The 12,912-nt window shown below is 62.3% G+C and carries 11 protein-coding genes and 2 pseudogenes; 7 read left to right on the forward strand and 6 right to left on the reverse strand.

Going from position 1 to position 12,912, the window contains the following annotated elements:
• Nucleotides 1-28 precede the first annotated feature (28 nt).
• Genes L810_RS30030 through L810_RS30045 form a run of 4 tightly spaced genes read left to right on the forward strand, consistent with a single transcriptional unit; the run spans nucleotide 29 to nucleotide 4,007 of the window.
• Entirely contained in the window at nucleotides 29-1,618 is a 1,590-nt protein-coding gene (locus L810_RS30030) for an LPD7 domain-containing protein (protein ID WP_012431264.1), read from the forward strand.
• Between the two features lie 10 nt (nucleotides 1,619-1,628).
• The gene (locus L810_RS30035; protein WP_012431265.1) at nucleotides 1,629-2,150 is read left to right on the forward strand and encodes a hypothetical protein; all 522 of its coding nucleotides are present in this window, start codon (nucleotides 1,629-1,631) and stop codon (nucleotides 2,148-2,150) included.
• Between the two features lies 1 nt (nucleotide 2,151).
• Nucleotides 2,152-3,201, forward strand: coding sequence for a relaxase/mobilization nuclease domain-containing protein (locus L810_RS30040; protein WP_012431266.1), 1,050 nt, complete (start codon nucleotides 2,152-2,154; stop codon nucleotides 3,199-3,201).
• 14 nt (nucleotides 3,202-3,215) lie between these two features.
• Complete coding sequence (locus tag L810_RS30045) at nucleotides 3,216-4,007, forward strand: DNA adenine methylase (protein WP_012431267.1); 792 nt, start codon at nucleotides 3,216-3,218, stop codon at nucleotides 4,005-4,007.
• A 75-nt stretch (nucleotides 4,008-4,082) separates the two neighbouring features.
• Here the strand turns inward: L810_RS30045 and L810_RS30050 are convergent, their stop codons facing one another.
• From L810_RS30050 to L810_RS45895, 6 genes and pseudogenes are all read right to left on the reverse strand, one after another.
• Complete coding sequence (locus L810_RS30050) at nucleotides 4,083-4,514, reverse strand: hypothetical protein (protein WP_012431268.1); 432 nt, start codon at nucleotides 4,512-4,514, stop codon at nucleotides 4,083-4,085.
• A 625-nt stretch (nucleotides 4,515-5,139) separates the two neighbouring features.
• Nucleotides 5,140-5,502, reverse strand: a complete 363-nt coding sequence (locus L810_RS49320) for a DUF3331 domain-containing protein (RefSeq protein WP_049868851.1) — start codon at nucleotides 5,500-5,502, stop codon at nucleotides 5,140-5,142.
• Nucleotides 5,503-5,597: 95 nt separating this feature from the next.
• The gene (locus L810_RS45890; protein WP_306415732.1) at nucleotides 5,598-5,948 is read right to left on the reverse strand and encodes an SET domain-containing protein; all 351 of its coding nucleotides are present in this window, start codon (nucleotides 5,946-5,948) and stop codon (nucleotides 5,598-5,600) included.
• A 321-nt stretch (nucleotides 5,949-6,269) separates the two neighbouring features.
• A complete protein-coding gene (locus L810_RS30055) occupies nucleotides 6,270-7,010 on the reverse strand; it encodes a 3-ketoacyl-ACP reductase (RefSeq protein WP_012431270.1) in 741 nt (246 codons plus the stop codon).
• Between the two features lie 421 nt (nucleotides 7,011-7,431).
• Nucleotides 7,432-8,328 carry an NRAMP family divalent metal transporter gene (locus L810_RS30060; protein WP_021161997.1) on the reverse strand — a complete coding sequence of 299 codons (897 nt, stop codon included), beginning with the start codon at nucleotides 8,326-8,328 and terminating at the stop codon, nucleotides 7,432-7,434.
• Between the two features lie 197 nt (nucleotides 8,329-8,525).
• Nucleotides 8,526-8,702, reverse strand: a pseudogene (locus L810_RS45895) (transposase domain-containing protein); the annotation flags it as partial.
• On the opposite strand from L810_RS45895, the pseudogene L810_RS45900 reads away from it, so the two are divergent.
• The 3 genes and pseudogenes from L810_RS45900 to L810_RS49650 form a co-directional block, all read left to right on the forward strand.
• Nucleotides 8,694-8,894, forward strand: a pseudogene (locus L810_RS45900) (transposase domain-containing protein); the annotation flags it as partial. The pseudogenes L810_RS45895 and L810_RS45900 overlap by 9 nt on opposite strands.
• An 805-nt stretch (nucleotides 8,895-9,699) precedes the next feature.
• Nucleotides 9,700-11,841, forward strand: coding sequence for a putative bifunctional diguanylate cyclase/phosphodiesterase (locus L810_RS30070; protein ID WP_012431271.1), 2,142 nt, complete (start codon nucleotides 9,700-9,702; stop codon nucleotides 11,839-11,841).
• A 139-nt stretch (nucleotides 11,842-11,980) separates the two neighbouring features.
• On the forward strand, nucleotides 11,981-12,912 hold a 932-nt coding region (locus tag L810_RS49650; RefSeq protein WP_042976741.1), incomplete at its 3' end, for a PAS domain S-box protein.

The raw sequence follows: 12,912 nt of genomic DNA on the forward strand, positions 1-12,912 counted from the left end.
TGCCAGGGCAGTGACCAGAGGGAGATCCATGATGGATGACACCGCAATTTCTTCCGGGCCGCCTGCGGACGAACCGGTCATCAACGTGATCGAGCCGGACCCGCCCCCACTGCCGGATCCGCAGGGCGGCGCCGGGGGCGCGGAGCGCTTCGATCAGATGGCAGCCGATGCACTGGCCGCACGCCGACGCCGTGAGTTCGATGCGGCGCGCTCGCGGCTGCGCGATCGGGCCATCCAGGCGGATGCTCCGTCGCAGGATGCCGCACAGCATCCGGCACCGCAGTGGGCAACGCAGCCAAGGGCACCACGTGGCAGCGGCGACGCACCTTCCGTGCAGTGGGTGCCGCTTGGCAATCCGCCGGAGACGGTGAGGAAGCGTTACCTGCGGGCGGGTAACCAGTATTTCCTGAAGGACGCGCCGCATCAGCTCGCGTTCGAGGATATCGGCCCTTATCTGGTCACCGAGCACAACCGTCCTGACGTGGTCGAGTCGATGGTGGACATGGTCCGTGCGAAGGCATGGGGGCGTATCCGCGTGGCGGGTCATGAGCAGTTCCGGCGCGAGGTCTGGGTCCAGGCCACGCTGCTCGGCATTGAAGTGAGCGGATATGAGCCGAAGGCCGTTGACTTTGCGCGTCTGGCAGAAGGGCGTCGCGAACGCATGACCAACCGGATCGACGTGACAGAAACGTCGGCCGCGACGCAGGTACCTGCGGGTTCCACGAAAACGCAGGAGGTCAAGCCAGGTGTGTCTGCCAGCCCGAACGGGCAGCCTGTGAAACAGCCGCTGAAACCTGACGCCAACCCCCAACCTGCGGCAGGGGCAAAGATCCCCCCTGCGCCGGGCGAGCTGCCGCAGACTGCGTCGTCGCGTGATGCCGCGTCGCGCGAAGCCGAACCCGAGGGTCAGGAACGGCAGCGCTACGTGGGTGAGCTCGTCGAGCACGGTGGGGCACCCTACCAGCACAACCCCGCACGCAGCGACTCGTACTACGTCGTTTATCGCGATGCGGCTGGTGCGGACCATGTCGTCTGGGGCGTGGATCTGGAACGGGCCATTTCGGAGGCGGGCGCCATCACGGGAGAACGGGTGACACTGGAAAATCTCGGCAGGCGCTGGGTTACCGTGAACGTCCCCGTGCTGGATGCGACGGGTAAGGTGATTGGCGAGGAAGAGAAGGAGGTCTACCGCAACACGTGGCAGGTGGATGTCACCGGTCGGGTGCGGACGCAGTCGCAGGTCGACGTGCCTGATATGCCCGATACGCCCGAAAGCAAGGCTGAAACCGACAAACCGATGCCTTCCCGTCATGCCGCGGCCGCAGACAGACACGACCGTTCGACAGCGTCGCCGGAGGAGCGAGCGGTGCAACTGGCGGTACTGACCACGGCGATGCGGCAGCAGGGCTTCAGTGAACGATCCATTTCACGGGTGCAGCAACGGGCGCAACGGCTGCTGGACGCATTCGAGGCCGAGGGCGTCGAGGTCCCGCGGCCGCGCGTGTTTGATCCGGAGGCGCCTTCCGCACGCAGCCGCCGGCCGCGCGCAACCCAGGAGCGCGCCACGGCTCGCGAGATGGAGCGCACACCGTCCGAGCCTGCGCCGCCAGGTCTGTAGTTGCTCTCCCATGAAGACGCGCGCACGGTTGTGTGTAGATCTCGGGCCGGTGAAATCACACTGGGAGGCGCGGTGCGCCCGCGACGGTGTTTCGCCGGCTGAAGGTATCCGGCAACTGGTGCACGGCGTGCTCGCTGAGCACGAGCTGTCCGACGACCTGCCGGGACCCGCTGTGGGCTGGCTTTCCGTCGACGGGCCTCGTGAACGCATCGAGATTCGCCTCACGCACGCAGAACTCGATGCCGCGAGGCGACACGCCCTCGCAGGCGGACTGGCCGTCAATCGCTGGATCGTCGCCGTGGTCCGTGCCCGGCTTGTGCACGAGCCCCAACTGGGCGAGCGTGAGATGCGCCTGCTCGCCGACTCGAACCAATACCTGGCCACGATCGTCACGCTGCTGGGCCGGTTGCAGGCGCGCGGGGACGTGAGCGACGCGGCGCGCGTGCTGCAAGGAACGCGCGCCGTGATCGATGCGCACCTGCGCGCGGTCACGCAGGTGCTGCGTGCCAACCTCGATCGCTGGAGCCGCTAGCATGGCGTTCCCGAAAACCTGGGTCGATCAGATGCTGCTGAACTGGGGAGACCGGCTCTTTCATGATCCCCTTCACCATGTTCGCGCGCCGCGCATGTCTCGGGGAGAACCCGGCCGGCACGCGCGGCGGGTCCGTGACCAGCTTGCGCGCACGCTCAGACGCTCCCCGGAGGTGATGGTCAAGATCACGAACAGGGCATCGGGTGCCCAGGGTATGAGTGCCGTGCGGCGCCATCTGCGCTACATCTCCCGCAACGGCAAGGTCGAGCTCGAGGATCAGGACGGCATGGCCGTACTCGGACGTGAGGCGCTTCACGATCTCACGGATGCGTGGCGACTCGGGGGCTGGGGAATTCCGGAAGAGAGCCGCAGGCGCGAGGTGTTCAATGTATTGTTGTCGATGCCACCCGGCACGGACCGCCAGGCGGTACGCAACGCGGCACGCGCCTTTGCGGCGGAAGAATTCGGCGACGGCCGGCGGTATATCTTTGCCGCACACGACGACGAAGCGCATCCGCACGTGCATCTGGCGGTTCAGATACGTGGACCGGACGGCCGGCGTCTCAATCCGCGCAAGCAGGATCTGCAGCGCTGGCGCGAACGGTTTGCGTACCAGTTGCGTGAGCATGGCGTCGAGGCCAATGCGACTACGCGACTGGCACGCGGTGAGACGCAGCGCTATCCGAAACAGGCCGTCGTACATATGGCTGCGCGCGATGAAGTACCCCGTTACTGGCGGCCGGAACTCGACGGCGCCGCGCGCCGCGCCTTGCGGGAGGCGCACGCTGGCGCACTCGAAGCGTGGCGGGGCGTGGCGCATGCGATGGCGGGCTCGCAAAGTGCGGACGATCGAAGCCTGGCGACAGTGATCAGGGACTTCGTGCAGACGATGCCGGTGCAGCAAGAAAGGCCATCGATGGAGCGCAACGAGCGCGAGGAACAGCAACGGCGCCGCAAACCGGTTCATGCACAGGAGGAAAGTCACGCACGTCGCCGTCAGGGACAGCATGATCTGTTTCCGGACGATCCGCAGGCCGGGGTGGAACGCTGAGCAAAGGAGGTGTCATGGCGATGCCGATCATTCCGTGGATAGGTGGCAAACGGCGGCTCGCGGACGTGCTTATTCCGCGCTTCCCGCCGCATACCTGTTACGTTGAGGTGTTTGCTGGCGCTGCGGCGCTGTTCTTCATGCGCCCGCCCGCCGAGGTAGAGGTGTTGAATGACGTGAACGACGAGCTCGTGAATCTGTATCGCGTGGTGCAGCACCACCTCGAAGAGTTCGTGAGGCAGTTTAAATGGGCGTTGACGAGCCGCCAGGTGTTCAGATGGCTGCAGGACACGCGGCCGGAAACGCTCACGGATATCCAGCGCGCGGCACGGTTCTACTATCTGCAGCAGAATTGCTTTGGCGGCCGTGTTGACGGGCGAACGTTCGGCACGGCGACGACCTCGCCGCCTGGGCTGAATCTTCTGCGTCTTGAAGAAACACTGTCCGCAGCCCACCTTCGACTGTCGGGTGCCTATATCGAAAAGCTGGACTGGCAGACATGCATGACGCGCTACGACCGGCCGCATACGTTCTTCTATCTCGACCCGCCATACCTGGAAACGGAGGGCTATGGCGTGCCATTCGAGTTCAGCGAGTATGAACGAATCGCGGCAGTGCTAAAGGAACTGCAGGGACGGGCAATCCTCACGCTCAATGATCACGTGGCATTCCACGACCTGTTTGCAGGATTTCAACGGGAGCGCGTCGAACTGCAATATACGGTCGGAGGACCGGCCAACACCGCCTTGCGCGGCGAGCTGATCATCTATAGCTGGGACAGGGCGAAGGACCCTGTGGGACTCTTCTGATGTCGGCCGGGCGACTACCTGAACTTTTGAAATACCTCGGCCCTACTTCAATTCAGCAACGCACCCGCTTTGGCCTCAGCGGTCAATGAGCAACGCGGGGCCAGCCTTGTACGAGGCGACGAGTATGAAGACCATGCCGAGTATCAACAAAGGGAAGCTATAGAGTGCGAGGGGAAGAAACAGCACCAACTGCAGGGTCGAACCACCGATGCCGTGAATGAGATCTGTGTCTCGAATGTTTTCGTAGAGAAGCCATGTCACCACAGCGACCCCGAACAGCATCAAAACGATTCCGTCCGACATTGTCGTATGGTGGATGTATGCAGTCCCCCAGAAGTAGAAACCCCACCAGAGCAGATTGATGGCAATGGCTGCGATCCAGAACCCACGCGTCGTAAAAAAGGTGTGTCCGAAACGACGTCGGCAATGCCGGTTGAACAACTGGATGCCCTTCGCAACACCAACGACGATAGCGACGATTAACGCGAGTTTCAGCCAACCCGTCATGATTCGCTCCTTTGGGCTCGGAGTGCTGCATCAGACCACTCCCGTCAGCACACGAGGTCCGGACCGGAGCGAAGTTTCATCTGTCAAATATAGACGTTTGACTGACGAATGCAACGGACTCAGGTCAGCAGAGGGGCGGGAAGGGGTGACTATTTTCTGACAGGACCGCATATCCGTAATGCAACAGTTCTCTGCTGCTTTTCAGGAGTGTGCTCCGCTGCGTAGATAAGCGTCACTGCAAGCTGTACGATTTCGGGACGCAATGCTGGACGGGATTCGACGGCGCACATGTATCCGGGGTGCGCAGTTGACGCGATGTCTTCGCAGGCAGTGAACATCCGCACACGGCGTCAACTTTGCCCAATGCCAACTTCCTGTTCCAAGCTGACGCCGGGCAGGCAGTGAACGATTGTTGCGTATCCGGGCCAGATGATTCTCGATGACCATCCGTCCGGAGCCGTTGGGACATCTTCAGGCTGCGTGAAGGAACGGTTCGCTGACTTCAGATTGGTGCTCTGCAGGGGGTTTGCCCACGCCATTTCGACCATTCCGCCGTATGACTGGTACGGGATTGTCTACGTGTACGGCGCTCGAGTAGCGGGTCCACGATCACTTTCCCTCCGCATCAGTCAATCGGTGCCTCCGCGAACTCAGGGAGATGAGGAACGCTGCACTCGGCGATGCACGCATCATGGTTGACCGGTGCTGGATTGATGTGGAGTGGTTTAAAGACCATCTGTCCCGCCACGAACGCATTGCCCGATAGTGCACAGATACCGGCAGCCGATGCTTGCGCGCGCACCCAGCGCTGCTCGCTGTAACAGCAGCGGCCCGCCTCGCGCCACGCGACAATCAGCGAGTCGACATTGGGGCGTTCAAAGACCCGCACGGTACGCTGCGTTTGCCCGGTTGCATCGCCAGGCGTCCCTGCAGGAAGCTGCGCGACGATCCCTGTCTTCTGCCTGGCACGTCGTCGTACGGCCAGCATGGTACCGCGGCAAACTGGCGAACCGCATCGGCAGGCAAACCTTTCCCGAAGCTGCCGGGTATGTCGCGCCTCCACGACGAGAGCGTAATCGATGCTCAGTTCTTCGCCCGGCTGGATGGCACAGATGGTACGGATGAAAATCCGGACGTCGCGCAGTTCGGCTGACAGGAGTGGTTCAGCCAGCGCGCGCTGTTGCCGCCGACGCCGCCGTCGATTACCGTGCCGTCGCCAACATCGAAATAGAAGGTGTGATCGGGGTGATCCGGGTCCCTGGGATGGCGGCGCATGGCCTTGTCCCACCCAATGCGTTCGCCCTTGTATTCACAGACCAGGGCGCCGACGGGAAAGCCACGTGTTGCGAAAACGCCTTTGCCATGAACGGAAGAGCGGCGGACGGTAATTCGGCTACGGCTCGGCGTAGCGGGGGAGCGTTTCAGAGACGACACTTGAGATGCACTCGTAAGACCCGTGGCCAGCACGGAAGGGGGAGACGGTCTGAAGGAGGATTGACGTACAGATTGCCTGCGTCGAATTATCGGCGCAAGGGGGATGAAGGTGGGCATGCGAGACCGCGCGAACCGGAAACGGGAGCGCGGCATACCCGCACTGGCTTTCACGGAACGGTCTCGCCGTGTCCGTTCAGATCCCGGCATCGGGCGCTTCCAGGCGGCGGAGCAGATCGCGTCCGGCACTGCGGGTGGTACTCCTCGTAGCGCCGGACGCAGAGACCGTTGCGTCCGGTGCCGGACAGCCTGCTTCGCCGGTCGCTAGCCCATATGCAGCCCGCCATTCAATGAAAAGTCCGCGCCTGTCGCAAACCCGGCGTCATCGGAAGCGAGCCATGCCACGATCGATGCGATTTCTTCCGGATTGCCCAGCCGCCGCACCGGAATGCTCTCCACGATCTTCGTAAGTACATCGGGGCGCACTGCACGTACCATCTCGGTACCAATGTAGCCGGGCGATACGGTATTGACCGTCACGTTCTTTACAGCGACCTCCTGCGCCAGCGCCATGGTGAAGCCGTGAATGCCCGCTTTGGCCGTGGAGTAGTTGGTTTGGCCGAACTGGCCTTTCTGTCCGTTCACCGAAGAGATGTTGACGATGCGCCCCCAGCCACGCTGGACCATGCCTTCGATCACCTGTTTTGTCACGTTGAAAAGGCTGTTGAGATTGGTGTCGATGACGGCAGTCCAGTCTTCGTGGGTCATTTTCCGGAACACGCCATCGCGCGTGATGCCCGCGTTATTGATCAGCACGTCGATTTCGCCAACTTCCTTTTTGACCTTTTTGAAGGCCTTTTCCGTCGACTCCCAGTTGGCGACGTTGCCCTCGGAGGCGATGAAGGAATAGCCGAGTGTCTTCTGCTCCTCCAGCCATCGGGCACGGCGCGTCGAGTTCGGTCCGCAGCCCGCGACAACAGTGAAGTTCTCCTTGTGCAGCCGCTGGCAGATTGCTGTACCGATGCCACCCATGCCGCCCGTGACATATGCAATACGGGTTGCCATAAATCCTCCTTCGTGTTGGTCGGGTTGGACAAAAGTCTGTCTGGAGGATGGAAACAATATTGACCACCGCGAGCGGCTGATGCGATGCGCAATTACCCTTAAGCGCACGCATCGGTCTCGTTCTATGGGTAGAAGGGTGCTGTGCGAGAGGGGCCTGCAAACGGGAGAACCGTGCCCTCCCGGTTCCACTCCATGAACTGCTTCGGGGATGCCCGCCTTGCCATGGCGAAGCCGCCGGATGCTGTGCCTGACGTTGGCGGCGCGCAGCGGGCGCAGCGAAGCTCGATGCCGCAGACGCGTGCGATGAGGACGCTCGACAGGCATCTCAATGCTGATCTGGGGGCAACCGGGCACGCGTGCGGTCCGCCCCGCCAGACGAGGCGATCAGGCCGGACGGGACCGGCATAGCCGCGGCGACAGATCAGAACGATGTTGCGAGCATGGCCAGCGCGATGACCAGCATGACGAGTGTTGCAAGCCAGCCCAGCGTCCGCAGCCGGCCCTGGACGACGAAGCGGCCCATGATGTCTGCGCGGGAGGCGACCAGCATCATGACGATCATGATCGGCACGGCGACGACGCCGTTGAGCACCGCGCTCCAGTAGAGCGCCTTGATCGCGTTGATGGAAGTGAAATTGACGATCATGCCGATCAGCGTGGCGATGGCGATCGTCGCATAGAACGCTTTGGCTTCCTGAACCTTGCGGGTGAACCCGACCGGCCAGCTACGGGCTTCACCGATAGCATAGGCGGTTGAACCGGCCAGCACCGGTACGGAGAGCAGGCCCGTGCCGACGATGCCCGTGGTAAAGAAGATGGCTGCGAAGGAGCCTGCAATGGGGCGTAGCGCCAGCGCCGCCTGCGCAGAGGTCTGGATATCCGTGATGCCGTCGACGTTGAGCGTAGCAGCGGTAGTGGCGAGAATCGCCAGAGCCACCAGATTGGACAGCCCCATTCCCGCCACCGTGTCGATTTCGATCCGATGCAGGGCGCCCGATCCCTGTTGTGGAGCATCGAAGAGATCCCGGCGCTTCGGATGAACGTGCATGTCCTCCACTTCCTCCTCGGACTGCCAGAAGAACAGATAAGGGCTGATGGTGGTACCGAACACGGCGACCACCGCGGTCAGGTAGCCCGCGTTCCAGTGCAGATCGGGAATGACGAGCCGGGTCGCGAGGCGCATCCAGTCAAGATGGACCACTGCCAGTACGGCGAAATATGCGAAGAGCGATAACGTGAACCACTTCAGCACCGCGACATAGCGGGTGTATTGCAGCAGCAGTTGCATGCACACGCAGATCACGGAGAAGAGCAGCACGTACCCCTCAGACGTATTTGCCAGGAATTGTTAAAGGCACCGGCATTTCCGGCAGACTCAAGCTGTTTTGGTATATGTTCGCGACATTCAGCCCACAGACTACGTCGAGGAGTAACTGGGGGACCCGGATCCGATTCCAATTTGCACGGTAAGCGCTCATTAGACGACGTGGCTTGCGCGCGGCGCCGGGGTGTGCGTCAGTCTGTTGAGGCGGCGACCCGCCACGGCAACAAGGCCTCATAGTCGTCGGCGCTGTGTGCAAGCGGGAGTGCCTTGAACAGCGCGACGAGATAGCCGTACGGTTCGACGCTGTTTGCCTTACACGTTTCGATCAGCGAATACAGGTTGGCGGCGGCATTCGCGCCAGCGACACAGTTGGCGGCGCAAAAGCCAGTGCCACGATCTACAGCCTCGTGCTGACGTGCCGTGCCTGCGACGTCGAGCCGTATGACTATCTCCTGCACGTGCTCACCGAGTTGCCGTAGCGCGTGCCCGACGCCGACGTCACGGATCTGCTGCCATTCAATTACGCCCGCTTGCAGCAGGCCAAAGCAAAAACTCCCTGACTGACTTCCACCCTATCCACGCGGACGCCGCCGCTCGATTCCGAGCGCCGCGACGCGACTACGCTCGACCTTCAAAGGCGCGCAAGCTGCCACGCCGTGTGCTGGAATCGTCGCTTACGGATAACCCGTATCGCTGAAGTCCTGAAAGCGTAGCACCGGCCGCCGCGCATGCGCGAGGAACAGCGCCAGCCGCGGGAGTCGCCGCCTGGTGGCCGCAATGGCGTCCGGAACGCGGATGTAGGCGGTTTCTCCCGAGATCCGCCGACTGCTCAATATCTCCGCGTGCACAAGAAGGCCAGCTCCAGTTTAGGTATCGTCAGGTGACAGGGGATAGTCAGATCTTGTTTGGCGATATCCGATCATTATCGGCAGGGTTCAGTTTTTCAGCCTACTTCCGTTAATATGCAATGCATGGATTTAAATGGTTTGGCCGGAAAGCACGCAGGAAGTGGAGCTGGAAAAGGATCACGAGGCGATGGTGCGTCCCGGGTATCGACGGACGTTAAATGCCCGATTATTTTTGAAGTGCTGACTATCGGTTGGTGCCCGAATACAGGATTTTCTGAAGGGAAGTCAAAAAGCATAGATTCCTGGCAAGACTTGTGAAGAAGCATGGTCAATCCGCGCGCAATAACGTTTGACACATGGAACGTGGGCTGGCGATCACGATACGGACAACGATCTGTTCGTGACCCGTCGGCATGGATGATGGCGCGAACCAGTCATACCTCTGTCCGTCGTGTGCGGGTTGATTACGCGGCGTGCAGGAGCCAACTGGCGGTGCGGGGTACGGGGATATATCGTCGTGGTAACAGTGCTGGGATGCATTACTGAGAAGCACAACGTCTGGCTGGTACTCGTGGCCGGGTTACTGTGCGCCGTGGGTTCCTGGGTGACCGCCCGGCTGTTCCAGCGCACGGTGGGCACCGCCGGCATGCAGAAGCTGGGCTGGCATGTCCTGACGGCGATTTCGGCCGGCGTCGCCATCTGGTGCACCCACTTCGTCGCGATGCTGGGTTTCGACGCGGGCGTGCCAGTCAGTTTCGATCCTTTTTTGACGGTCCTGTCCCTGCTGATCGCGGTAGGCGGCAGTACCTTTGGCTTCGCGCTCGCCGGCAGCCGGGTGACCCGGTTCGCGCCCGCACTGGGCGGCGCGATCGTTGGCGTGGCGATCGCCCTGATGCACTACACCGGCATGATGGCCTGGCGGATCGAAGGCATCATTTCGTGGGACGTGCCGTATCTGGTCGCATCAGTCGCATGTTCCGTGGTGTTCGCGGCGGCGGCGCTGGTTTGCGCCATGCGGGCCGGGCCGCATGCGGTCAACCTCATGGCCGTGACGCTCTCGCTCGCCATCCTCACGTTGCATTTCACCGGCATGACAGCGCTGCGCATCACGCCGCTGGTTGTCCCAGGGGCATTCTCCGACCTGGCGGCACTACACACACTTGCGCTGGCGATTGCCGGCCTGTCGCTGGTCATCGTCTGCACCGGGCTCGTGAGCTATCTGATCGACAGCGATGTGCGGGCCGAATCACTCGAGCATCTGCGCAGGATGGCACTGAGTGACCTGCTGACGGGGCTGCCGAACCGGGGCAGTTTCAACGAGCGCCTGGATCTTGAAATTGTGCTGGCGCGCGAGGCAGGCACGAGACTGGCACTCATCGGCATTGACCTGAACCGGTTCAAGGAAGTCAACGACCTGCGCGGCCATCACGCCGGCGACGAAGTGCTGCGCATCCTCGCGCGGCGCATGACGGGCCTGCTGCGCGAAAACGAATTTGTCGCGCGTATCGGCGGAGATGAATTCGCCGCGATCTGCCGGATGACGGGGGAGGTGACGGCCGAGGCCGGGCTGGAGGATTTTCTGGGCCGCCTCGAAGCAGCCCTGTACAAGCCCGTCAGGCTCGATGAATACGAAGTCGTCACGGGAGGGAGTTTCGGCGTGGCGATCTATCCCGACGATGCGACCAGCAAGCCGGTTCTCATCAACAACGCAGACCTGGCGATGTATCGCGCAAAGACCAGTATGACGCGGTCCGTCTGCTTTTACGAGCCGGCGATGGACGAAATGGTGCGGGCGCGGCGCAACCTCGCCTCGGATTTGCGCGGCGCGCTGGCAGCCACCCAGCTCAGCATCCACTACCAGGTGCAAACGTCGCTGGTGACGGGCGAAACGCGGGGTTACGAGGCGTTGCTGCGCTGGCGGCATCCGGTACAGGGACCGATTCCACCCGCGACGTTCATTCCGCTTGCCGAGGAGAACGGTCTTATCCTCGAGATCGGGGAATGGGTGCTGCGTCAGGCCTGTGCGATGGCCATCTCCTGGGACCCGCCATATCCGGTTGCGGTCAACGTATCGGCCGTCCAGTTCGCGCATGCGAACCTGACGCAGCTCGTCGCCGGCGTGCTGGGCGAAACCGGTCTGCCAGCGCAACGCCTGCAGCTGGAACTGACCGAATCGACCATCTTCGCGGACCGCGGCCGCTCGCTGCGCACGCTGCGGCAACTCAAGGAACTGGGTGTGAGCATCGCGCTGGACGATTTCGGTACCGGCTATTCGTCGCTCGACACGCTGCGCTCATTTCCCTTCGACCGGATCAAGCTCGACCAGTCGTTCTTCAGCGAGGCGGAAGCCAGTCCCCAGGACCGGGCCATCATCCGGGCCGTGCTGGCGCTGGGCAAAAGCCTGGGCATCCCCGTACTGGCAGAAGGGATCGAGACGCAAAGCCAGCTCGCGCTGTTGACCGAGGAAGGTTGCGACGAAGCGCAGGGCTTCCTGTTCGGCCGCCCGGCTGCGCTGGCGGAGATCGTCGGCACTGGCCGCATCAGGCTTGTCGATACGCGTGTCGCCCATTCGGTGCCTGGGAAAGGGGACGCAGAGGGTATCGACAACGGGAAGAGTCCGGGAGCCGAACACGGGCAGACACTGGACAGCACGACGTAAAGAAATGACCCTGATGCAATTACGGATCGCGACACCAGAAGAACCGCCGGGACGAAGTCCTGGATAGCAGCATTACACCAGGGAGGACAATGGCGCCGCGTTTTTCCCCGTTATCCAACCCCTTTCGCGCGAAAAATCGATGATCAATCATCCGGCCGTTCGTACGGAGAGCAGGACCCTGTTAGCTCAGGCTCGCGACGTCACTCTGCCAGAGACGGTCGAACGGCATCTGGCCGCGCGCGGCCTTTTGCCTGTCCGTTCGCTGGAGCAACTACCGCAGCCGCCGTGCGAAGCCGACGTGCTGCTCACGCCCTCGTCCTGGATGAGAGAACTGGCGGCGCCACAACGTGAGCGGCTTTCGGCGTATGGCCGCGCGGTCGGCGCCTGGATCGCGCTCACCGATACACCGGTTGCCTTCGATGAAAGCCTCAACCTGCTCGACCTGGGTGTCGACCACTTCCTCCCTGTACCGACGTTGGAGGATCAGTGGGGGGCACTCATTGACGGCTTGCGTTCGAGGATGCCGCTCCGCCGCGCGGGTCCGCGCGCTGCTCCGATGCCCTGCGAGACCCTGGGCGAAGGCGAGGCGCGTTTTCGCTTCTTTCTCGATAACGTCGAGGAAGGCGTCGTGGTGTGTGCCGACGGGATCATCGTCGACGTAAGCGACCGCTGGCTCGAACTGTTTCGCTGCCGGCGCGAAGAAGCCATCGGCCACCCGGTGCTCGATTACACCAGCCCGAGGGTCGTTCCCATGGCCCGGCAACTGATCGAGGAACGTTGGGCCGAAACCTATGAATCGGAAATGCTGCGCAGGGACGGCACCACCTTCCCGGCCATCGTTCGCGGGCGCGACCAGAGGTTCGGCGGGCGCGAACTGCGGCTGACCACCATCCTCGACATCACGCGACAGAAGGAATCCGAACAGGCCCTGAAGCTGGCCAAGGCCGAGGCCGAACGGGCCTGTCATGCGAAGTCCGAGTTCCTCTCCAGCATGAGCCATGAACTGCGCACCCCGCTTAATGCCATCCTGGGGTTCGCGCAGATACTGGGTAAGCACTCGATCAGCACCGT

Source organism: Burkholderia sp. AU4i (assembly GCF_000466765.1).
Classification (GTDB): domain Bacteria; phylum Pseudomonadota; class Gammaproteobacteria; order Burkholderiales; family Burkholderiaceae; genus Burkholderia; species Burkholderia cepacia.